The organism is Methanobacterium alkalithermotolerans, assembly GCF_018141185.1.
GTDB classification, from domain to species: Archaea; Methanobacteriota; Methanobacteria; order Methanobacteriales; family Methanobacteriaceae; genus Methanobacterium_F; species Methanobacterium_F alkalithermotolerans.
Genome location: NZ_CP058560.1, coordinates 1,789,087 through 1,810,000, shown reverse-complemented (window position 1 = coordinate 1,810,000; position 20,914 = coordinate 1,789,087). Strand labels below are relative to the sequence as shown.

Below are 20,914 nucleotides of genomic sequence, written 5' to 3'. Positions count from 1 at the left end.
TACTATGCCGCCTTCTGAGCCATGTTCCTTCATTTTATTTACTGCTGAAGAAAGATCATCATCAGGGAGGACACAGGCCACATCCAGTACCATTGCTTTTTCTACCGTGGTTCCCAGTTCGTAGTTATCCAGAATCAGGTTATGACCTAAATCTGAAGCAGTGACAATACCCTGTAGTTTTTTATCCTGAACCACTGGTAAGGCACTAATTTTGTATTTCATTAATTTTTCAAAGGCGAATACCACGTCTTCTTCTGGTGAAACAGTAATAACATCATTGGTCATTATTTCTTTAACTTTTAGGTTTTTCAGCATTTTTTACACCCCCGTTAGTTTTTGTAAGAGATTTAATAATTGAATCAATGGTGGTGACCACATCAATATTTTCAATCACCGGTACATTGAACTTATTAGCTTGACTTTCAAAGTATTTGTGGGTTCTCCTTATGGCCCAATAATAACTCATATATCTTTTTAATGGCCTTCTAGCCCACATTTGTCTGCATCGAGAGTAGAATCTTCCCTTATGCACATTTTCATCAGAAACGGTGAGTACAAACATGGCCACGTTTTCCTTATTAACCAGGTCTTCTCTAATAAAACCCGGTACAATATGAACCCCTTCGATTACAATGCTGATACCTTCTTTGAGGGCTCTTTCAATTACTGCTTCTACACCGATACTAACCGTATCCACGTGATCTCTAAATCCAATGAGAACTTCATCAAATTCAGGAGGAGGAGGTATTCGTAAAGACCGGTAGGCAGTATAACTTGACTCATATATGGTGGGTACTAGCTCTTTACCTACTATTTTACGCATTACTTCCCGTATCATATCCGTACTAATCATATTCCTGATACCCAGGCGGTTGGCAACTTCAAATGCTATAGAAGAAGTACCTACCCCGGATGCTCCTCCAATAAGAATAATTAATGGTTCTTTGCATTTTCTTATTCTTCTCCAGGCCACATATTTTTCTGCAATTTCTTCATTTTCTTCTCTTAATTTTTCACAGACTATGCGTACCATTTCATCAATGGTGATGACTTCAACTTTTTCTGCTTTAAGGTGAGCCTCGATTTGAGAAGCAAAAGTATGGGCTTTGTTTGGATCCATTTCAGCCCTAGTTAAAGATCTGGCCAGAACACCCTTAGAAAAAGGTTCGGTATATTTTTTTCCACTTACTTCTCCTTGAACCATTATCATAGCTTTCACCTGAAAGACATTAACTGCAGATTAAAGATAGTATATACAGCATAATATAGTTTTCATAAAATATAAGAATTATATTAAATCCTCACCCCGGGATAAACCTACCGTTTGAAATTATAGCTTAATGAATTTAGAATCTATGGCATAAGTTCCATTTTCAAGTTCTTCATCCCCAATATTAATGAGGCATGCTGAACCATCAGATAACTGACCGGGATTAACCACTATGGTTTTAAGAATGGTATCCACTGACTGTGCTTCATGGATATGACCACATATATTTAAATCGGGTTTATATTTTTCTATAATTTCTCTAATGCTTTTGCTCCCTACATGTTCACCGGTGAATAGTTTATCTGCCTGGGTGTTGTAGGGTGGGGCATGGGTGATGAGGATTTTAACATCCTGGTCTTTCATCTCCAGGAGGAGTTTATCCAGTTCTTCATATATTTCCACTTCCCCGAATTCAATAGGTGTATCAAAAGGAGTGGGATTAGAACCTCCAAATCCGCAAATAGCAATATTTTTTAGGGATAAGCTTTTAGCATGAACATTTAATGCCTTACAATTTTCCAAACAAACATGGATTCCCTGAGGATCACAGTTTCCAGGAATAGCTATAATGGGTATGTTATAGGACCCCATTTGATCCAGCAAATCCTGGGCCAGTTCAGGTGGCCCGAAATGAGTTATATCCCCGGAAATAACAATCAAATCAATTTTATTATTTTTTAGATAGTTATCCAATCCAGGATGGATCTTGCCATGAAGGTCACTAATAGCCAGTATTTTCATAATAACACCAAAATTTAGCTTAAAATAATAAAAGTTAAGTTAATTAATAATCCTTAAAAAAAGAGCCTATTTTTTTAAGTCCGTTTTTAACATTATCCCCGTGCCCATAAATGGCGATAACATTATCTTCCACAAATTCTATGATGAGATTATTATCTTCTGCAATATCCTGGACTCTTTCTTCAGCAAGAGGTTCTTTTAAGGTAACTCGAGCTGCATTAAAACCAGGTGGGGCTCCTACCATAAATCGAGATTTTGTTTTGCTGGTTTTATAGATTTCTTCCCCCAGGGAAACTTTTTTGAGTTTTTCCAGCCATTCATTATAGTATTTTTCAGAAACATCCTGGGCCAGATTTAATAATTGGTCCTGAATGGAATTTATAGAATCATTTATCCTCTTTAATTCCTTCATCATATCCGGATGGGTTGTATCTGCTTTATAAAAATTAATAGAGGTCCTTAAAAGTCTTATGTCCTCATTTATAGAGGTGGGAACATCAATACCCTTATTTTTAAGATCAGTTAAAAGATCAACCAAAACCAGCCAGGTTTGTTCTACCACTAAGCTGCTCATAAATGTCCTTCCAGTATATTTAAACTAGTATGGTTAATTTTAGCATCAGCTAATTTTAATTCATCTTCAATTTCCCGGATATTATTGTATGCTTTTAAAAATAATACATGATAGCTTTCTGTACCCTGAATGGCCAGGATAGCAATTTCATCATTATCTTCAATATCTCTTTTCTCAAGAGAAGCTTTATATTGCACAAAAGAGCTGTATTCTTCAGGTAAATCTTTTAAATTAAATATGCCTGCAAGAGTTGCTATAAACAAAGAAACACCCCTTATATGTTGGTTTTTTTAGAAAAAATTATTTAAAAAAATAAAAGGTAGGAGAATTATTCTCCTCCAGTGATTACATCTAACTCTGAGAAGTCCAGACATTTTTTGACTGCATCGTCAGTACATATCTGATGTGAGTCCAGAGTTAATTCGTCACCAGCTAATCCCATGGCCAGACCTAGTAGTTGAGCTAAATGGAAAACAGGTATGTCGAAATCATCACCTATTTTATTTTTAATCTCCATTTGTCCCACGTCAAATTGTAAGTGGCAGAAAGGACAAACATTTACTATTGCATCTACACCTGCTTCTTTCATGTTGGTTAGTTTTTCTCGGGTGAAATCCAGAGCAACATCCAGATCCCGGGATCTTACTCCCCCACCAGCACCGCAGCACATCATTTTGTCCTTGTAGGGAACTGATTTGGCACCGGTTGCTTCTACTATTTCATCCAGAATGGTAGGTTTTTCCGGGTTGTCGATTTTGATTTCATCGCTTGGCTTGAGGAAGTGGCAACCATAGTGTACTGCTACATTTAAGTTTAAAGGCTGGTCAACTAATTCTGAGAGTTTTTCCAATCCCACATCATTGTAGAGCACTTCTGCAAAGTGTCTTACATTAACATCACCTTTGAATTCCCTATCGGTTTCAGCCAGGATGGTGTTAATCTTTTCTTTCATTTCCTCGTCTTCTTTTAACATGTGGTTGGTTTCAAAGAGTGAACCAAAACAACCATTACATTCAGTCATGATGTCTGCACCCATGTCTTCTGCAATGGTTATGTTTCTAGCTGCAATAGCAGCCCAGGTAGTTTTATCAAAGGAACCAAATACACCAGGAGCAGGGCAGCAAGATGCGCCTTCCATGTCCTTTAAATCAATATCCAATTTATCAAATAAAATTCGAGTAGCTTTTTCAATACCAGGGTATCGGTTATTCATGATACATCCTAAGAAGTATGCGATTTCCATTTTTGATCCTCCTTAAGGTTATTTATTCTAGTTCTCCGGTTTCCCAATTGTATCCAATTAAGGAATCGAAGCCAGTTGCTTTTAAGATGGTTTGAACTTCTTCTAATGCTCCCGGGAACTGGTGAGTGGTTGGTGGTAATTCTCCCAGACCTACTCTTTTTCTTAATTCCATGGTGGCATCGTTGATAGGTACACCGTGTCCGGTTTTTATTACAAATGATCCGGTCATTTTGTGAGCAGGTGCCATAAATCCAGCCTGGGCCGCATGGTTACGGGCCAGCTTAACTACATCCACAATTTTAATTTTCCGGGGGCATCTTTCCTGACAGGCATAGCAGGTGGTACACATCCACAAGTTAGGGTCAGCCATTACTTCGTCTTTTAATCCCATGTTGGTTTTTCTAATAATTTGCCTGACACGGTAAGGAGTTCTCCTTCCGGAAGGACAGGAACCAGTACAGGTACCACACTGGAAACAGTATTCTAAACTGTCTCCTCCAGCTTCTTTGATTTCCTGGGAAAATTCTTTATCGATATCTTCTCTTTTTAATAAGTTTTCATCTCGGTCAAGTAGAGTCATCTTCTCACTCCTTTCCAGTTTTGGTTTTTCATCAGTTACATTTTGGGGTTCGAGTTCATCTTCAGAGGTTTCTTCAGTTTCTTCCACACTTTCCACTTCATCTGCAGGTTTTTCAGTTGGTTCCTCTTTTAAAGAAGAACTATCCTCTGCAGTTTCAGTTTCAGTAGTTTCAGCTTTTACTTCCTCCACCTTATCAGGAACTTCATCCTTTTTAGTGGAAACTTCAGCAACTTTTACTTCCTCCACCTTATCAGGAACTTCATCCTTTTTAGTGGAAACTTCAGCAGCTTCAGGAGTTTTATCCTTAGCAACCTGGGAAGTATTAGAAACTTTAGATTCAGGAGATTCTGTTTTTTTCTCCTCGGTTGACTCTTCTTTTTCCCCACTTAAGAAGTTTTTAAGGCGTTTTAATACAGACATTATTGTTCACACCTTGAAACATCACTGGTTTACATAAACCTCAGATTCTCTTATTAGACTGTACTTTAAGTAGGTATATAAAGGTTGTGAAAATTTCGCGTAGTGTAAGGTTTTAGGTTACACCTTGTGGTTTTAATCAAAAATATAGATATCGTTCTCCCCATATATATTCAAACTAAAAATTAGATAAATTAAGAATTTATAAGATTTATTATATAACTACCAATGCCCATAATTTACCATGGAAGTAGAACTTATGAAAAAAAGTATGTTAGAAATAAAGATTCATGACGGGCCAGGTAGAGCAGGTATCTATGGTGAACTAACCACCCCTGCTGTTTTACCCCTGGAATCCATCTCACTTTGTGAAGACGAAGCCATGCCTTATGAGGTTCCCCGGGATCTGGCAAAGTGGTCTGTGGAAGAAACATTAAAAAAGGCCGGTAATTGCGAAGAAGAATTTGCAGTGGTCCATGGATCAAAATATGTTGATTTGAGGATAGAATGTGCAAAAAAACTGGAAGAAATGGGGTTTAATGCACTTTTAATAGCCAATTCTGATGAATTATTGCAAAGACCCCGGGATCTGGTAAAAATGGTGACCAGTTTAAGGGAAGCTGTTAGCCCTAACACCGCATTATGCCTGCCATTTGCAGATACTTCCTTTTTACCATTACTGGCATATATGGGTTTAGACCTGTTTTCAGATTCGGTATGTGAATTTTATGGTTATTTAAATATCATAATGACTCCCAGTGCCTCTTACAATCTTGAAAAGTATCCCTTAATGGAATTAAATACTGAAGAATTGATAGAATATAATAAAAAAAGCCTGGACCTGGTTATAAAAGAAATTTATGAAAATATTAAAAATGGTACCCTGCGTAATTTGGTGGAGCAGCGATCCTGTTCATCCCCGGCTATTATGTCCACCCTTAGAATTTTAGATAAGGAGTATATATCATTTTTAGAAAAATACACTCCTATTCATTGACCTATGTTTAAAATTAAATTAGGCTAAATAAATTGAATGGCGCGTGCCCTGACTAATTATCTGCTTGATGCTAAAACCAGATAATGATAGGGTCCGGTGTCAATTATTTTTGGTTCTTGTAGTTGGCAGGAGAGGAGGGTTTCCACTATTTCCTCTGGTTCTAAACGTACCTCTAAAGGTGGGCCTGGTGTGTTTTTAACTTTTTTAAAATCAACTATGGCCAGCATACCACCTGGTTTTAATATTCTCAATGATTCTTTCATGGTATTTGTTACTTCATTATTGGACACCAGCCCATGGAACACATTGGCCATGAAATAGATATCCACACTATCATCTTCTAGAGGTAACTTACGGGTTATATCTGCCAAAAGCAGGGAAATATTACCTGACTTTTTGTTTTGGATTTCTTTTTCCAGGGATTCAAGGGACTTATCATGAATATCCACTGCATAAACCATTCCCTTTTCACCCACCATTTTAGATGCCTCTAAAGAGATGAAACCATCCCCACAACCGGCATCTACAAAAATATCTCCGGGTTTTATTCCCACATTTAAAAGAACCTGACCCGGGTCAAGTATATCCCGGGTGGATTTACCATGGTGTACATGTTTATTTTTTTCTTTTTTCATTATCTCATCACCAAGGGAGATTTGATTTAATTTTCTGCACTTAATCGGGTTCTGGAAAATATTCCCACACCTATAACAAACAGGATTAAAGTAAGGACTATCATCCAGCCTAAGGAATATGTAATATCATTTAAACCTTCTCCAAATGTTAATACTGCCCTTAAAGCAGTAAGGGTGTGTGTCCATGGAAGCAGATCATATATTTGCACCTGTTGGCCCAGGAAGTCTCCAATTACTACGGGAGGCAATGCAAAAAAAGCTCCTGATAAAAAACTAACCGGTACTGTAACCAGGGTCCCTAAGTTGGCCGCCTGACGATCATTTTTAGCAAAAGCAGCTATGATCATTCCCAATGCCACAGAAGCTATTCCTCCAATTACTGCAATAAAAATAGCCAGTATTAGAGAATTTAAGCCTCCCTGCCATTTGAAGCCCATTATAATGGCCACCACCAGCAAAATAACTATTTGAGCTGCAGCAACCAGTGACCAGGGAATTAAACCCCCGAATAATAGGTCAAAAGACCGCATCCGGGACATTTTTAAGCGGGCCAGGGTTCCAGTTTCCACTTCCCTGCTTAAAGCTGCAGCTACCGTGGTGGCTAAAAGCAGTATGGCAAATACCATCATTCCCGGGGCCAGAAAATCAAACATGGAAAACGATTCTGTACCGGGCACTGATTCAACAGAAGTGGTTATGGATTCTGCAGATGGGGCTGTGGAAGGGGAAATGGTTTCTGATATGGCACTAACCGTTTCCTCCTGAAATTGTTGGAGGGTGCCTACCAGTATAGCCTGAGAAACCCCAAAGTTGGAAAAACTGGTATCTCCCTTAATTATTACAGAGGTGAAATTATTAGAGGAGTTAGTTGTCCCCTCCGGGATTACCATGATATTTTGCTGGTTTAAATTAGAGTTAATAAGTTGTACCATGGATTGGGAGAAGTCTTCGGGAATAATGATGGCCGCATCAACCTCCCGGCTCTTTATGAGTCTATCTGCTTCAAATTCCGTGGTCACGGTAACATTGAATAGATTAACGTCACTATCCTCATATTTTGAATCCTGTAGAACTTCTGTAAAATTATTTCCAAAATTTACTTCTTCATTAGTTAAGGGAAAAATGGCCCCCTGGTCATAATTTACCACTGCCAGTAAATGTGGTTCATTTTCCTGGCCCATTCCACCAAATGCGAATCCAAAAACAAGCATGAAAAATAGTGGAAACCCTAAAATCATGAAAAGACCTCTCTGGTCTCTTATAAGTTCCTTAAAATCTTTAATAGCGATGCTGATAAATTTCATTATTCTCTCAATCCTGTGCCAGTTAATTCAATAAAAACGTCTTCTAATGTATTTTGCCTGATGGATAAATCTGCAACAGAAATTTTATTGTCTTCCATATATCTCATTATTTGAGGAAGTAAAGCCACTGCATTGAGGGCCCTTATATTGATATGGTTATCAATTACATGGGCAGATTCAATTAAATGCATATTTTCCAGATATTCAATTATCTCTTTATTTTTTTCAGGATCATTTAACTTCATTTCCACCACATCACCCTCTCCAATCTGTTTTTTCAAATTAGCAGGAGTATCCAGAAGAAGTAATTTGCCATGATCCATTATGGCTATTCTGTCACTCAATCTATCGGCTTCATCCATTAGATGGGTGGTAAGAATTACAGTTTTGCCTTCATTGTCCCGTAATGATTTGATGAAGTTCCATAAAACCCTTCTTGATTGGGGGTCAAGGCCCTCAGAAGGTTCATCTAAAACAACTATATTTGGAGCGTGTATTAATGCTAAAGCAAGATTTAAACGTCTTTTCATCCCTCCAGATAATTTAGAAGCTATTGTATCTGCTTTATCCATCAGGAAAAGATCCTGGAGTAATTTTTCAGCTCTTTTTTTTAAAACGTCTCCTGGAACCTCGTACATATCTCCCATCAGTTTAAGGCTCTCCATACAGGTTAAATTTTCCCATAGAACCAGTTCCTGGGGACAGATACCTATAACTATTTTATCTACCTTTTCCACATTTACTCCATTTATCAGGACTTTTCCCTGGCTGGGTTGCAGTAGTCCTACCATCATACTAATGGATGTGGTTTTACCAGCACCATTAGGCCCTAAAAAACCAAAAACCTCTCCTTTTTTGATTTTAAGATTAAGGCCGTCTACCGCCTTAAATCCATTGTAATTTTTACTCAGATTTTGGGCTTCTATAACGTATTCTTCCATTTTATATCCTCTTGTACCATAATCACTAATTTTAAAAAATAATCTAATTCTGGCTATTCTAAATAAGAATAGTAAATAAATGTCAGTTATTTTAAGTTCTAAATATATTTTATTTACTATATTAATATTAATTTTTATTAAACCCCAATAAGGATTTGTAATATCATCCCGGAATCAATTAGTTTTTCTTTAAAATTCGTATAATATTTGAATTAGTAAAAACAATATTTTAACAGGGAGTTGAGTTTATGATTGAAAAAATTGAAGTTAGTATGACCAATGAAAATATCCACAATTTCAAAAAAGGGGAATTCGGGGTGGAAAGTATAAATATTGATGAATCCCGGGGATTTATTGAAGTGGTATATAGCCACCATGAAATAGGAACCCGTTATGTCCTGTTACCATTGCAAAATGTTGAAAAATGTGATTATCTGGTTAAAAATTCTCCAAAAGACATTGATATAGAAGAAAAATGAGTAAATTCAGGATAATTTATTCTAAATCAATGTCTTTTTTTAAAACCCGGGATATTTTTATCTAAAACGTACTCATTTTAACCCTATTCTTTTATAGAAAAATATTAAAATAATAATTATTTGATATTTAAGCCCCTTAAATTCGGTTAATTATATCTTCAGGGGCTCCTGCTACTGCCACCAGGTATTCTGCCTCTACAATATGCAGTGGGGCCGGAATGATCAGGGAGTGTAGGGGACCTCCAAAATCTTCTTTAATCAGTTTTTTTATAATATCTGCCCTTATTACTGGTTCATCTGATCCCGCTCTTGCTAAACCAATCGCCAGAGTATTTTTTGTAATTACACCTTCATTTAGAGTATCTTCCACCTTCAAAAGATAGTCTAAGCCTTGATTTACCGTCATGTACCGGTCTTCATGGGCCCTTATGTCCAGTAAAACCAGGGTATGGGCATTTTGTTCCAGATTATTTTTTATAAGTAAGTAGGGAGAATGAGGGAAGAAATTTTTCTCCGGGAAGGGAATAGTAGTTACTTTTCCAAATTTATAGGCCTGTAACCCGGATATTCCGGGAGCTGCAGATAGAATAGAAGAAGAATGAATTACCCGGGTTTTTATCCCTCTTTTTTTAGCTTCAATCATCATGTCGGCATGAGTAGTAGCAATGAGAGGATCACCCGCACTTAAAAAAGCAACTTTATTAGTTTCAGCATTTTTTAAGGGGATTTCCTCTTCTTCTACCTGTTCTCTACTTAATATTTCCACCTTACGATCCATTATTTCCTCCAAAGAAGATATGGTGGTTCCAAATAGGCGGGCAGTGTAAAATTCCACATATATCTTATCTGAATTTCTCAATGCCTCCAATCCTTTCAAAGACACATCTTTTTCATCATAAAGTCCTAAACCAATAAAATAAAGCATTTCATCACCATTTTAATAATAAAACTTAAATTTAAAAATATTCCTCAAAGAGGAGTAAGCATCTGCTATCATATAATAGTCCCTGCACTAATAATAATATATACTCCTAACGTGAAAATGGAATTGCTAAAAAAAAGAATTCCAGAATAAATTAATTTACTCAGTAAATATTTAATTTTAAAAGATTGAATTATAATCAGGGAATTAAATAAAAAATAAATTAATTGAGGAAGTTTATGCTTGCTTTTAAGGTACCTAAACAATCAGCCAATGATTTACGTAAATTCTTATTAATAAAAGAATGGATTGACCTGGATTTTAAAATTAAGACCGATGATAAATCTGTTTTTATTCCTTTAAATAGAAGGTTAGAGGATTATATTTTAGAAAATCTGCCCCTTAGCAAGTGGGGTAATATTGAAATCGTAAATATGGAATTTGAATCCTTAAAGAGATCCCCTAAAAGTATTAAAGAATATCTGCAGGGAAAACTGGATGATGAGAAAATAGAAGATCTCAAAAAATCTTTTGATATAATAGGGGATGTGGTTATCCTGGAGATTCCTGCTGAGTTGGAAGATGATAAATATTCTATTGGGGAAGCTGCCTTAAAATTCACCCGTAGAAAAGCAGTATATCGCAAAAGCAGTGAAATTAAAGGAGTTATTAGAACCAGGCAATTGGAACATTTAGCTGGTGAAGATGATTCACTCACCATCCATCAAGAATATGGATCAAGATTGGCACTGGATATTAAAAAAGTATACTTCAGTCCTCGTTTGGCTACGGAGAGAAATAGAATTGCATCACAGGTACAGACGGGAGAAAAAATACTGGATATGTTTGCGGGAGTAGGGCCCTTTTCGATTTTAATTGCCCGAAAAAAAACTGTGAACATCTATGCCGTGGATATCAATCCTGATGCAGTAGGCTTCATGAAAAAAAATATCCAGTTAAATAAGCTTAAAGGAAAGATAGTGCCCTTAGAGGGAGATGTAAGGGAAATTGTATCTGTAAAAAAAATAAAAGTAGACCGGACCATTATGAATCTTCCCGGGTTTGCCTGGGAGTTTTTAGATACTGCTGTGGATTCCCTGGTAGAAGGAGGAGTGTTGCACTATTATGAGTTCGCAGCAGATTATAAAAGGGCTATTTCACGGATAAAAAAGGCAGCTTATCCCCGTGATGTGGAAATTTTAGGATTAAAGAAGGTCAAATCCAGCAGTCCCGGTGAATGGCAAGTGGTAGTGGATGCCCGAATTTCTTAAGAAAGGCTAAATAGTATATCCTTCCCCTGAAGACTTACTTAAAAAAGAAAACTAAATGGGATCAAGAATGCCTTTTTCTGTAATTATCCCACTTATTAAATCATCAGGAACTATATCAAATGCTGGATTTAGTACTTCGGTATTTTCCGGAGCTATGCGGCAGTTACCATATAGCAGTACTTCTTCAGGTCCTCGCTCTTCAATCTCTATTTCCCCAATGGATTTATCATAGTCAAAGGTGCTCAAAGGTGCAGCCACATAAAAAGGCACTCCATATCTTTTAGCCGATAGTGCTACCATTAAAGATCCTATTTTATTTGCTACACCTCCTTTAAAAACCCGGTCGGCGCCAATTAGCACTTTATCTATTTTGCCCTGTTGCATGAGATATCCCGCTGCACTATCCACTATTAATTTTACCGGTATGTTTTCCTGCTGCATTTCCCATACACTGAGACGGGCTCCCTGGCCCAAAGGACGGGTCTCATCACATATAACATTAATTTTTTTACCCTGGGCAAATGCTGCCCTTATAACACCTAAAGCAGTACCATAATCCACACAGGCTAATGCACCGGCATTGCAATGGGTGAGGATGGTGTCCCCATCATCAATGACTGGGGAACCATGTTTTCCAATCATTTGATTGGTTTTAATATCTTCCTGATACATTTTTAGTGCTTCATCCCGGGGGGAGGGTGATGCTAAAATTCTATCCACTGCCCAGAATAAATTAACCGCTGTGGGGCGGGAATTTTTAATTTCTGATGCTGCTTTTTCTAAATCTTCGCCAGCTAAATCAGCTAAAACCATTCCAAAAGCAGCTGAAACTCCAATTGCAGGAGCTCCCCTTACAACCATGGTTTTAATGGCCTTAATAACATCTTGATATGTTTTACAGGTAAAATATACTATTTCATCTGGTAATTTAGTCTGATCAATCAGTAATAGTTGGTTATCTTCCCAGAGCATGGTTTTCATAGAATCATTCCTTTATGGTAAATATACTAAAAAAAATTAAAAAATAAAAAATTGAAATACTGTAAATTAGCAATTAAAATTCCTTTAATTAAAAAACCGTTAATTTAGTAGTGGCTGGCGGGAGTCATGTCCAGGTGCTTGTCTTCACCGTGTTTACCGGGAATTCCATATGCATCGGCACGGCACTGAGTACAGGCCCTGAATACTGGAATTATCTCTTCTACCGCATCCCTAACTTCACTTATTTGGGCACAATCCGGTTTGGGATAGTCTTTCATTTTGTTTAAGGGAATTAGTGGTATTATATTCATTAAGGAGGCTCCTCTTTTTTTTACCTCCCGGGCAATATCCACAATGTGCTTGTCATTTAATCCTGGTATGAGCACACTGTTCACCTTCACAATTACTCCCAGATTGGAAATTTTTTCAATACCATCCAGCTGGTTTTTAGATAAAATTTTAAATCCTTCTTCCCCTTTATATAGCTGGTCTTTATAAACCACGTGGGAATAAATTTCTTTACCAATTTCAGGGTCAATAGCATTTACCGTAACGGTTATGGTACTTATATTCAGCCGGGCTAATTCTTCAGCTTTATCTTTTAAAAGAAGACCATTGGTACTCATACATTTAATTAGATCCGGAAATTTTTCATGGATTTTTTTGAAAAATTCAAAAGTCTCTTCATTGGCCAGGGCATCACCTGGTCCAGCTACTCCTACAACAGAAATAGGCATATCTTCGGTTACTTTTTCCACATGGTCTACTGCTTGATCCACATCCATTATCCGAGAAGCTACTCCCGGTCTTTGTTCACATTTATTTATATCTCTGGTACAGAAGTTACAGTAAATATTACAACGGGGGGCCAGGGGTAAATGAACCCTTCCCACTTTATCATGCATTTTTTCATTAAAACAGGGGTGTGCCCGGGTAATATGGGCAAATTTTGATTCTTTAGTTTTTTCATCCATATGATGACCTCATAAAATATTTATCCTGCCAGTTAGTGATTGTATTAATTAGATTTAAATCCACCAGATAAGTTCCATTTATAATATATTCCTGATAGTTAATATAGTTAGTATCTATAAAAACTAATAATAAGTTGTTTATTAATTAATTTTCCAGCTCTTTTATCATGGCCTTGCATTTATCAATCCATTCTTCTTTAAGCAATTCATCAGTGCAAACCATAGCAATAATTTGACCTTCAGACAAATCCCGTATTACCCGGAACCCCTCCGGAAGTATGCGAAATATAGCATCATATATCTTACGTTTTAATTTTTCCGCCGGATTATAAACCATCAAGCCATCTAATTCCACTGAAGGTCCATCAATGATTAATTCAAATCTGCTGGGTTGTTGGATTTTTTCCCTTCCTTTCAATTCCCATAATTTCTCCATTAAATCTGGAAGATAGGTCTCATCTTTTATTCGAATAGAAGTTTTATCAAGCTCAGGATCATATTCAAAAGTGGCTAAATCTTCAATTAAAACAGGATTGGTAGTTCTATCGGCTTTTATGGCAATTATGAATACGGGGTCTCTAGGATCCACATAAATACGCATATCTTTAACTGATCGGGATAGCTGGAGGTCCTGAAAAACCTGTTTTACAATCATTTCATAAACTTCTGCACCTTTAGAATCATAACAATCTACTAACATTTCCTGTCCCCTGATATCATTGCATTAAAATATTTAAGCCTATAGTTTTTCCTGTCGACTGCCCATTCCAGAAACCAGAAGAGCAGACCCCACTGCACCGATGTGCTGGGAATTTTCAGGGACAATTACATCCATACCCCCCAGTATATCACTAACGGCTGCCACCAACCCTTCAATAAGGGAAGTTCCTCCAACCTGTATAACTGGTTCACGCACATCAATTTCCTGTAGTTGTTGTTCATAGACCTGTTCTGCAACAGAATGACATGCTGCAGCAGCTACATCTTCCGGTTTACCCCCGGCAGCCAGTGAAGTCACCAGATCCTGTATACCAAATACTATACAGTAACTATTTAGAAGTCCTTTTTTATAATCACCTTTAAGAGCCATAGGACCAAGTTCACTAACATCTATGCCTAAACGGCGGGAAGTTATTTCTAAGAAACGTCCCGATGCCCCGGCACAGATACCTCCCATGGTGAAGTTATCCGGTATACCATCATTAACAGTGATTACCTTATTATCCATTCCCCCAATATCCAGAACAGTGGCCTCGCCTTTTTGGCGATCAGCCAGATAGACTGCCCCTTTAGAATTAACACTTAATTCTTCCTGTATTAAATCTGCTTTTAAATGTTTACCAATGGTGATACGACCATAACCAGTTACTCCAATTCCATCCAGATCTTCAAATTTGTACCCACTATCGGCCATGGCCTGGTCAGTCCCTTCCTGGGCAGAAGCTATGACATCAGTGGTGGGAACCCATCCTGTGCCTAAAATTTTATTATTCTCCATTAAAACCACCTTGGTGGTGGTAGATCCAGAGTCTATGCCTAAAGTTAAACCATCCTGTTTTTCACGGGCCAGAATACTTTTACGTGCCACAATAGTAGATAAAGCCTCCATACGGATAAATAATTCATCTGCTTTAGTTCTCTCTGTAAAAGAGTAAGTTACTACCGGTAAGCGAGTATTATCCTGGATAAACCTTCTTATTTCATTTCTTACCAGTGCCCCTTCAGCACATCTAAAACAGGTAGCAATGAATATAGCGTCTGCATCACTTTTACCTTCTACAATAGACATGGCCCGGGCGATCATTAGTCTAATTCCCGAACTAGCACAGTTGAATCCAAATTTTTTATAAGCTTCGTCAATGTAATCGATTTCTGTTTCAGGGATTACTATCTCTGCACCAAAAGTAGCAGCAGCTTTTTCAATCTCTTTTTGAATACCGCTGTACTCAGTTCCACAGGATATTTGGGCTATTTTAACCATTTTTCTCCTCCAGTTGATCTAAGAATGTGTTAATTTTATTTACCAGTTCCATGGTCTCTTCACGGGTGGTGGGATAAGTTAACTCCAGGGTGGGTATTCCTCTTTTTCTCAAATAATAAACCGAAAGTTCATTGGTTCGGGCACAACCTATGCATCCAAAACCAAAGGGTGCTTCATCCATAATTATGGCTGCCTCGGCTTCATCAATTAAAGGCCCGAAAATAGACATCCTACCCCTAACACCAGAGGGAACTTCAATAGCAGCATATTTAAGTCCTTTTATAGGGTCTTCTTCGGTGATATTCATGGGGGGTGAATCAATCTCCGCATCTTTTACCTTTTTTCTGATTTCTTTCATTATAGCCAGGGGTTCATGTCCTCTTCTTTCAATCAAATCAGCTAAAATTAAAGAATTAGGAGGAAAAATAGCCACTTTCAATAAAATTCCCCCCGGGTATCATCTTTTTTAACATCTTCCGGGCGTCTTGAGATTTCAACCATATCCGAAAATAATCCTTTAGTTACATCTACCAAACCTATGGCACAGATTATCTGACCTTCATCTTTAAGGGGAACCACCACCACAGGTGTGCCGGCATATGGGCCCACATCAGGAGTTCCTTTAAAAATTTCACCGGTGCTGAGAACTTCTTCCAATGCTGGCCCGGTATAATTATAATCCAGTACTTTTCCATCCTCAATTCTTACGCCCTTAGCTTCTTTACTTCTCATGGTTAATGGCAGCTTATCTACAAGCTGATGAATAGCCAGCCCTATTTCAGCTAATTCCTTACCTGTAGAAGATAGAGTAATATTCATTTTTCACCCTCATCTATAATTTTTGAAGAATTTTCATTGACAATTTTTTTAAATTCATCAACACTAACCTTCTCTGGTTTTTCAATTTTAACTTTTTCTGGCTTTTTTAAGGCCTCTCCAACATAACATAATAAATTGAATTCTTTTTCTAACTGATGATAACCCTCTCTAGCAGCTCCCCTATGGCCTCTGCATCTTCTAGGATCGCCTGGAGGAAATCCCCGGTCTTTAGTAAATATATGGAAGGGGTCCCATTTACGAGATTTTTCTATAGCCTGATCCACAGCTTCTTTAGAGCCATGCACCATGGCCCCATAGCAGGTGGATTTTATGGTAAGGGGAAGCTCCAGCATGTGAAGTTTCTGCACCAGTTCACTTTGAGAAATGTTGGCTGAAGGGCTAAGAATAATCATCCGGGTTACTATGTCATCTTCTATTTCACATTGAGGTTCTTCCTGAATTTTATTCTGATTTTGCTTCTTTGACATAGACTACATCCCCTTCTTTAAATTTCTCCAGATTAGATAATCCTTCCACTATGTGGCCAATAATATTGGTACCATTAAATGGTTCTCCTGTAGGCCCATACTCATCATTATCTTCAAACCTTATACCTATCATTCCAATATGCCGGCGTGACATGTTGGTTATTCCCAGTTCACCGGCTTTTACACATTTCTCAGGAGTATTTTCCGGGATTAGTCCTTTTGCTTCCCGGGAGTCCCCTTCAAACATCATAACCTTCATTCCCTGAAATGCAAAGTGAATTTTAATAGATCCTATAGGAGCATCTATAAGTCCGGTGATCTTTTTGAAATACCAGGAAGATCGGGGAGAATTTTTAGAAAATTCAATTCCTATGAGATTGTCTTTACTTATCCCGAAGGTTTTTACTTCTTTTTCTTTTAAAATTTCAATGGTATAGAGGGGTTCCTGTTTAACCACAATAGCATCATCATCAGTTAATCCTTCCCTGATTTGTTTGATGCCGTATTTTTTCAGGGCAGACTCTACTTCTTTTTGAGATTTTGATAAAGTCATAATACGGCCCGGTTCACTAATTACGGTTATTGAATTGCCTTTTTTAGCAATATCTAACAGTTCCATTCCCTGCTGAACATGGCCCACCACATTATGTGCCGGGTTTGAGACTCTATCTTCCCGGTAGATATATACCTTACCAGTTCCCTTTCCAGAATTTCTTAAAGTCACCGTGCCTCTTTTCCGTTGATCAATATGTTCTGCATCTTTTTTAATACCCTGCAGGCCAAAAAAACCTGCAAAAGAATTAGAATCATAGTCAAGGACCAGTTCATTTTCTATAAGTGAAAAAAAGTGTTCTACTGATTTTGGAGATTTTTCGGAAGGTGAAACCTTAACATAGCTGAAAATTTGATTACCCTCTTCAATTTCAGTATCCAGATTGGTAACAGCAGCACTATTAATTATACTTTTTCGCTCAATTAATGGTTCCACTGACTTTATGGTGTCCCTATCCACCAGATTAAACAGGGTACGTCTACCTCCGGATATCCTGGCAAAAACCCCTTTATTAATATCTGGAACGCCATACACAGCTGAATGATCTTCTTTACTTAAAATAATATGGGTAGAATCGGCACTAAAACCAGACAGACTTAATATTACATCTCCCTCTTTGTAATCAAATTCTGATTTGATAGGTTTTAAATTAGTTTTAATGGGACCTATGGCCACTTCACTGGAAGTTTCCCACCTTATATGGAGATTTTCGAATTTTTTGTAGTTTTCTTTCCAGGTTTTAACCAGTTCTGCTGCATTTTCATCAGGGAGCATTTCCAAGATTATACTTCCTTTATCAGTCCGAATTTTGTATTTATTAATATTTTTTTCAAATTCTTCCTTGCCCTTTATTACCCCTAAAACACTACCCTCTCTATAAGGAGCATTGGAAATTTTTATTGCGTCCCTGATAGTTGACCCTTCAGGGAGCTCCACTTTTTTGCCATTGACATTTACCCACATTTAATCTCCTCACATCCTGGAAAGAAATTTTAGCCCATTATAAGGTTTTTATCCTGATCAAAAACAATTTTTTCCTGGTTTTTGTAGGTTAAAATAAGTTTTTTATCCTTAATTATATCCCCCACCACCTTTGCAGTTATATTGACCTCTTCTAAAAGTTCAATACATCTATTTACCCTGGAATCAGGAGCTGTAAGAACAAAGCCAGATCCAGGATATGATTTTAGCCATTCTTCCCAATTTACTGAAGGGTTGCGAGGGATTTTTTCCAGTTCCACCCGGGCGCCCTTTTGTGATGATTCCAGTAACATTCCTAAAGTGCCCAGTATTCCAGGATTACTGATATCTTTTCCTGAAGTAACCAGATTTTCCAGGGCAATTTTATGCATTACTTCTATCTGAGATTGGACCAGTTTTTTATCTTTATGAGTAGTGGTATCCCAATTAAGGGTGAATTTAGGGTGTTGTTTTCCATCTAAATCAATGGCTACTATCACCTTATCCCCTACCTGAGCATCAAAGCTATTAATTAGTGCATCCCTGGTGGTAATCCCGGCTATAGAAACGTCAAGGGCATCATAGGGAGTATCAGGGTGAACATGCCCCCCTACCATGGGAACTCCAAATTTTTCTGCACCGTCTTTTATGCCTCTCATAATTTCATTACAGGTATCCTTATTTGCAATGGAGAGAATATTGACCATTCCCACCGGTTTACCACCCATGGCCGCAATATCATTTACATTTACCAGTACAGAACAATAACCCGCCCAGTAAGGATCAGCAGCCATAAGTTTCCCCCACATCCCATCGGCAGCTAAAAGAAGTAAATTTTCATTGCCAATGTCTATGGCAGAAGCATCATCCCCAAAACCAAGTAAAGTATTCCCTGCTACATTGTATACATCATGAAGGATAGTGGTAAGTTCCTTTATCGGTTTTTTGCGTGTTACCCCTTCGTAATTTATAATAGAATTAACAAGATGGTCTAAATCCAATTCTACACCTCAACTGTCTAAAGTTTGTTTTATATAATATTTAGCTGCTGTATTATTAATAATGTGTAATATTTCCCTTTTAAAATTTTCGATATCATCGATTTCCAGCGTCTGCTTACCTTTAAAAAGCTCAAAAAATATTTTTTCTCCTACTATATCATCCCAACCACTTTCAAGCTCAATAATCATTGATCCCGAAGTTTTAAATCCATTTTCAACTACCTGGTCAAGATCCCCATCAGTAATACCAATAATAGGTACATTAAATCGGTAAAGTATATCGGCCGCTACCAGGGTGGTATCATCCCCTACCGTTACCACATAATCTGCATTTTTTAATAGATAAACATCTTCTGCTGCATGGTTTAAAAAAGAAATATTCATTTTAGAGTTATTAGAAGATGATTCAATAATCCGGGGAATTACATTGGATCTCCTTAACAGTCCAGTTTTAACTACTGCTTCATTAAGATCAATATTTCCCAATTTTTCTACTCCATGGGGCTTTATTTCACCTCCAATTATTCCAGTTAGCGTTCCATTTTCACTAACCAGGATAACCTCATCTGAGGTTGATTTACCCACCACAATACCATTTAAAAATATATTTTCATCAGGAGCAACACCCACCAGCTTTCGATATGTTTTAGATCCCTGTTGATGCCCGCAATCAGTTCCCTCATGAAATATTTCTTTTATTATCCGGGAGGGAAGGACCAGTTTTAGTTCCATTTTAGAGGCAATTTCTCTGGCCAGAGGCCTTAATGATTTTCTCCAGGGAATAACACTACCGTCAGCTTCACCTGGTCTTTCTATCTGAATTAAAGCAGTTTTTGTCCGGGACCTTTTAAAAACTTTATATCCGAATCCATGGCCGGTTATGCTGGATTTCCCATAATTAATCAAAAACAGAACATCATAACCCTCATCATGAAATTTATCCACCGATGCGCTGGGAAGCCTCTTAGAAGATATATCAATTATATTTTCCAGATGGGCGTCATGTACAGCAGTCCTTCCCATGGTACCTCCCAACCTGGCTTTCACCTCACCATAGCCCTGCAGTAACTTGATGATTTTCAATGCATACCCGGAGTCTACAATATGAGGGCCATGAACCACAACACCAATTCTCATAAATAATCGTTAGATGGATTAATAGTTTATAATTTGTTGTTATCCTGAAGGCCCTTTTTTATGATTTAATAATTAAGGATGGGAAAATTCCATTTTAAAAAAGATGTAAAAAATCATGACTTTTTTTTCATTTTAGAGGATTTGAATCTTTTTTTATGGATGGGTGAGCCACATATATCACATTCATCTTCAAGATAATTCTCAGAGAATTTCTTTTTACATCCTCTGCAAATTTTTTTCCAGTTATAAACCTCGCTAATTCCCGGAGTTAATATGCTTCTAAAGGGTATTCCTAAAATTTTGAGTGCATTTTGAATGGAGTAGTCATCAGTTATGACATTCACATTACCTTTTCTTTTTTTAATGGATAATGCCAGAGCTAAAATTTTTTTATCTGGATTAGAGAGTCTTAAATTATCTCCTGAGTTTTTTATAGAAGATTCTACCTTTAGTACATCTTCCTCATCCGGTTGATCGATAATGAGATTACCTTCCTTAATTGCTCTTTCCATTATCATTAAAGATTTCAGGTCTTTAACTTCATCTGTAATTTCAGATACAGTAAAATTGCATTCTTTTTCAGGAACATATCCTCCAATAAATGCAGAGGCATCAAGTACCAGATTTTTTTTAAACATCACATCAC

25 protein-coding genes (1 of these 25 cut by a window edge) are annotated in these 20,914 nt (G+C 37.3%); 3 read left to right on the top strand and 22 right to left on the bottom strand.

The window, feature by feature from the left end; genetic code table 11:
• From HYG87_RS08945 to hdrC, 7 genes are all read right to left on the bottom strand, one after another.
• Window positions 1-315: the 5' portion of a CBS domain-containing protein gene (locus HYG87_RS08945; protein ID WP_211532832.1), read on the bottom strand. It extends 87 nt beyond the left edge of the window; the window shows 315 of its 402 coding nt (coding positions 1-315); its start codon is at window positions 313-315; the stop codon falls past the left edge of the window.
• Window positions 293-1,210 (bottom strand): 2-phosphoglycerate kinase, encoded by a 918-nt coding sequence (locus HYG87_RS08940; protein WP_211532831.1) that lies wholly within the window; start codon window positions 1,208-1,210, stop codon window positions 293-295. Before HYG87_RS08940 ends, HYG87_RS08945 begins: the two co-directional genes overlap by 23 nt.
• 120 nt (window positions 1,211-1,330) lie before the next feature.
• Window positions 1,331-2,011: a metallophosphoesterase gene (locus HYG87_RS08935; protein WP_211532830.1), complete on the bottom strand. Its 681-nt coding sequence runs from the start codon at window positions 2,009-2,011 to the stop codon at window positions 1,331-1,333.
• Between the two features lie 43 nt (window positions 2,012-2,054).
• Complete coding sequence (locus tag HYG87_RS08930) at window positions 2,055-2,585, bottom strand: DUF2096 domain-containing protein (RefSeq protein ID WP_211532829.1); 531 nt, start codon at window positions 2,583-2,585, stop codon at window positions 2,055-2,057.
• Complete coding sequence (locus HYG87_RS08925; protein WP_211532828.1) at window positions 2,582-2,848, bottom strand: DUF749 domain-containing protein; 267 nt, start codon at window positions 2,846-2,848, stop codon at window positions 2,582-2,584. Before HYG87_RS08925 ends, HYG87_RS08930 begins: the two co-directional genes overlap by 4 nt.
• A gap of 65 nt (window positions 2,849-2,913) precedes the next feature.
• Entirely contained in the window at window positions 2,914-3,828 is a 915-nt protein-coding gene (gene hdrB, locus HYG87_RS08920) for a CoB--CoM heterodisulfide reductase subunit B (RefSeq protein ID WP_211532827.1), read from the bottom strand.
• A gap of 22 nt (window positions 3,829-3,850) precedes the next feature.
• The gene (hdrC, locus tag HYG87_RS11010; protein ID WP_249164845.1) at window positions 3,851-4,828 is read right to left on the bottom strand and encodes a CoB--CoM heterodisulfide reductase subunit C; all 978 of its coding nucleotides are present in this window, start codon (window positions 4,826-4,828) and stop codon (window positions 3,851-3,853) included.
• A gap of 241 nt (window positions 4,829-5,069) precedes the next feature.
• On the opposite strand from hdrC, the gene HYG87_RS08910 reads away from it, so the two are divergent.
• Entirely contained in the window at window positions 5,070-5,822 is a 753-nt protein-coding gene (locus HYG87_RS08910; RefSeq protein WP_249164844.1) for an archaeosine tRNA-ribosyltransferase, read from the top strand.
• Window positions 5,823-5,878: 56 nt separating this feature from the next.
• Here HYG87_RS08910 and HYG87_RS08905 read toward each other — a convergent pair whose 3' ends face one another.
• The 3 genes from HYG87_RS08905 to HYG87_RS08895 are packed head-to-tail and all read right to left on the bottom strand — an operon-like array spanning window position 5,879 to window position 8,702.
• A complete protein-coding gene (locus tag HYG87_RS08905) occupies window positions 5,879-6,457 on the bottom strand; it encodes a class I SAM-dependent methyltransferase (protein ID WP_211532826.1) in 579 nt (192 codons plus the stop codon).
• A gap of 26 nt (window positions 6,458-6,483) precedes the next feature.
• Window positions 6,484-7,761, bottom strand: coding sequence for an ABC transporter permease (locus HYG87_RS08900; protein ID WP_211532825.1), 1,278 nt, complete (start codon window positions 7,759-7,761; stop codon window positions 6,484-6,486).
• Entirely contained in the window at window positions 7,761-8,702 is a 942-nt protein-coding gene (locus HYG87_RS08895) for an ABC transporter ATP-binding protein (protein ID WP_211532824.1), read from the bottom strand. Before HYG87_RS08895 ends, HYG87_RS08900 begins: the two co-directional genes overlap by 1 nt.
• Before the next feature lie 248 nt (window positions 8,703-8,950).
• Here HYG87_RS08895 and HYG87_RS08890 point away from each other — a divergent pair, with 248 nt between their 5' ends.
• Window positions 8,951-9,181, top strand: coding sequence for a hypothetical protein (locus tag HYG87_RS08890; protein ID WP_211532823.1), 231 nt, complete (start codon window positions 8,951-8,953; stop codon window positions 9,179-9,181).
• Between the two features lie 136 nt (window positions 9,182-9,317).
• Here HYG87_RS08890 and dph5 read toward each other — a convergent pair whose 3' ends face one another.
• Window positions 9,318-10,106, bottom strand: coding sequence for a diphthine synthase (gene dph5 / locus HYG87_RS08885; protein ID WP_211532822.1), 789 nt, complete (start codon window positions 10,104-10,106; stop codon window positions 9,318-9,320).
• Window positions 10,107-10,342: 236 nt separating this feature from the next.
• On the opposite strand from dph5, the gene HYG87_RS08880 reads away from it, so the two are divergent.
• On the top strand, window positions 10,343-11,374 hold the full coding sequence (locus HYG87_RS08880; protein WP_211532821.1) for a class I SAM-dependent methyltransferase: 1,032 nt from the start codon (window positions 10,343-10,345) through the stop codon (window positions 11,372-11,374).
• 51 nt (window positions 11,375-11,425) lie between these two features.
• Here the strand turns inward: HYG87_RS08880 and mtnA are convergent, their stop codons facing one another.
• The 11 genes from mtnA to HYG87_RS08825 all read right to left on the bottom strand — a co-directional run bounded on the left by mtnA (window position 11,426) and on the right by HYG87_RS08825 (window position 20,906).
• Window positions 11,426-12,355 carry an S-methyl-5-thioribose-1-phosphate isomerase gene (mtnA, locus tag HYG87_RS08875; protein ID WP_211532820.1) on the bottom strand — a complete coding sequence of 310 codons (930 nt, stop codon included), beginning with the start codon at window positions 12,353-12,355 and terminating at the stop codon, window positions 11,426-11,428.
• A 104-nt stretch (window positions 12,356-12,459) separates the two neighbouring features.
• Window positions 12,460-13,329 (bottom strand): radical SAM protein, encoded by an 870-nt coding sequence (locus HYG87_RS08870; RefSeq protein WP_211532819.1) that lies wholly within the window; start codon window positions 13,327-13,329, stop codon window positions 12,460-12,462.
• Between the two features lie 145 nt (window positions 13,330-13,474).
• Entirely contained in the window at window positions 13,475-14,029 is a 555-nt protein-coding gene (locus HYG87_RS08865) for a methanogenesis marker 17 protein (RefSeq protein WP_211532818.1), read from the bottom strand.
• A gap of 39 nt (window positions 14,030-14,068) precedes the next feature.
• A complete protein-coding gene (locus HYG87_RS08860) occupies window positions 14,069-15,310 on the bottom strand; it encodes a methanogenesis marker 15 protein (protein ID WP_211532817.1) in 1,242 nt (413 codons plus the stop codon).
• Window positions 15,303-15,749, bottom strand: coding sequence for a methanogenesis marker 5 protein (locus HYG87_RS08855; protein WP_211532816.1), 447 nt, complete (start codon window positions 15,747-15,749; stop codon window positions 15,303-15,305). Before HYG87_RS08855 ends, HYG87_RS08860 begins: the two co-directional genes overlap by 8 nt.
• Window positions 15,746-16,129: a DUF2111 domain-containing protein gene (locus HYG87_RS08850; RefSeq protein WP_211532815.1), complete on the bottom strand. Its 384-nt coding sequence runs from the start codon at window positions 16,127-16,129 to the stop codon at window positions 15,746-15,748. The genes HYG87_RS08855 and HYG87_RS08850 overlap by 4 nt, the downstream gene beginning before the upstream one ends.
• On the bottom strand, window positions 16,126-16,617 hold the full coding sequence (locus tag HYG87_RS08845) for a methanogenesis marker 6 protein (RefSeq protein WP_249164843.1): 492 nt from the start codon (window positions 16,615-16,617) through the stop codon (window positions 16,126-16,128). The genes HYG87_RS08850 and HYG87_RS08845 overlap by 4 nt, the downstream gene beginning before the upstream one ends.
• Window positions 16,592-18,133 (bottom strand): methyl-coenzyme M reductase-associated protein Mmp3, encoded by a 1,542-nt coding sequence (gene mmp3, locus HYG87_RS08840; RefSeq protein WP_211532814.1) that lies wholly within the window; start codon window positions 18,131-18,133, stop codon window positions 16,592-16,594. Before mmp3 ends, HYG87_RS08845 begins: the two co-directional genes overlap by 26 nt.
• A gap of 29 nt (window positions 18,134-18,162) precedes the next feature.
• On the bottom strand, window positions 18,163-19,131 hold the full coding sequence (locus HYG87_RS08835) for a methanogenesis marker 2 protein (protein WP_211532813.1): 969 nt from the start codon (window positions 19,129-19,131) through the stop codon (window positions 18,163-18,165).
• Window positions 19,132-19,140: 9 nt separating this feature from the next.
• Entirely contained in the window at window positions 19,141-20,268 is a 1,128-nt protein-coding gene (locus HYG87_RS08830; RefSeq protein WP_211532812.1) for a DUF2117 domain-containing protein, read from the bottom strand.
• A 113-nt stretch (window positions 20,269-20,381) separates the two neighbouring features.
• Window positions 20,382-20,906: a PIN domain-containing protein gene (locus HYG87_RS08825; RefSeq protein ID WP_211532811.1), complete on the bottom strand. Its 525-nt coding sequence runs from the start codon at window positions 20,904-20,906 to the stop codon at window positions 20,382-20,384.
• Window positions 20,907-20,914: the final 8 nt, after the last annotated feature.

Coding starts and splice junctions, on each gene's coding strand:
- HYG87_RS08830 (WP_211532812.1), bottom strand. CDS start 20,268: ATGAGAATTGGTGTTGTGGTTCATGGCCCTCATATTGTAGACTCCGGG.
- HYG87_RS08870 (WP_211532819.1), bottom strand. CDS start 13,329: ATGGATGAAAAAACTAAAGAATCAAAATTTGCCCATATTACCCGGGCA.
- HYG87_RS08905 (WP_211532826.1), bottom strand. CDS start 6,457: ATGAAAAAAGAAAAAAATAAACATGTACACCATGGTAAATCCACCCGG.
- HYG87_RS08850 (WP_211532815.1), bottom strand. CDS start 16,129: ATGAATATTACTCTATCTTCTACAGGTAAGGAATTAGCTGAAATAGGG.
- mtnA (WP_211532820.1), bottom strand. CDS start 12,355: ATGAAAACCATGCTCTGGGAAGATAACCAACTATTACTGATTGATCAG.
- mmp3 (WP_211532814.1), bottom strand. CDS start 18,133: ATGTGGGTAAATGTCAATGGCAAAAAAGTGGAGCTCCCTGAAGGGTCA.
- HYG87_RS08880 (WP_211532821.1), top strand. CDS start 10,343: ATGCTTGCTTTTAAGGTACCTAAACAATCAGCCAATGATTTACGTAAA.
- HYG87_RS08930 (WP_211532829.1), bottom strand. CDS start 2,585: ATGAGCAGCTTAGTGGTAGAACAAACCTGGCTGGTTTTGGTTGATCTT.
- HYG87_RS08940 (WP_211532831.1), bottom strand. CDS start 1,210: ATGATAATGGTTCAAGGAGAAGTAAGTGGAAAAAAATATACCGAACCT.
- HYG87_RS08910 (WP_249164844.1), top strand. CDS start 5,070: ATGGAAGTAGAACTTATGAAAAAAAGTATGTTAGAAATAAAGATTCAT.
- hdrB (WP_211532827.1), bottom strand. CDS start 3,828: ATGGAAATCGCATACTTCTTAGGATGTATCATGAATAACCGATACCCT.
- HYG87_RS08860 (WP_211532817.1), bottom strand. CDS start 15,310: ATGGTTAAAATAGCCCAAATATCCTGTGGAACTGAGTACAGCGGTATT.
- dph5 (WP_211532822.1), bottom strand. CDS start 10,106: ATGCTTTATTTTATTGGTTTAGGACTTTATGATGAAAAAGATGTGTCT.
- hdrC (WP_249164845.1), bottom strand. CDS start 4,828: ATGTCTGTATTAAAACGCCTTAAAAACTTCTTAAGTGGGGAAAAAGAA.
- HYG87_RS08845 (WP_249164843.1), bottom strand. CDS start 16,617: ATGTCAAAGAAGCAAAATCAGAATAAAATTCAGGAAGAACCTCAATGT.
- HYG87_RS08900 (WP_211532825.1), bottom strand. CDS start 7,761: ATGAAATTTATCAGCATCGCTATTAAAGATTTTAAGGAACTTATAAGA.
- HYG87_RS08895 (WP_211532824.1), bottom strand. CDS start 8,702: ATGGAAGAATACGTTATAGAAGCCCAAAATCTGAGTAAAAATTACAAT.
- HYG87_RS08935 (WP_211532830.1), bottom strand. CDS start 2,011: ATGAAAATACTGGCTATTAGTGACCTTCATGGCAAGATCCATCCTGGA.
- HYG87_RS08865 (WP_211532818.1), bottom strand. CDS start 14,029: ATGTTAGTAGATTGTTATGATTCTAAAGGTGCAGAAGTTTATGAAATG.
- HYG87_RS08825 (WP_211532811.1), bottom strand. CDS start 20,906: ATGTTTAAAAAAAATCTGGTACTTGATGCCTCTGCATTTATTGGAGGA.
- HYG87_RS08890 (WP_211532823.1), top strand. CDS start 8,951: ATGATTGAAAAAATTGAAGTTAGTATGACCAATGAAAATATCCACAAT.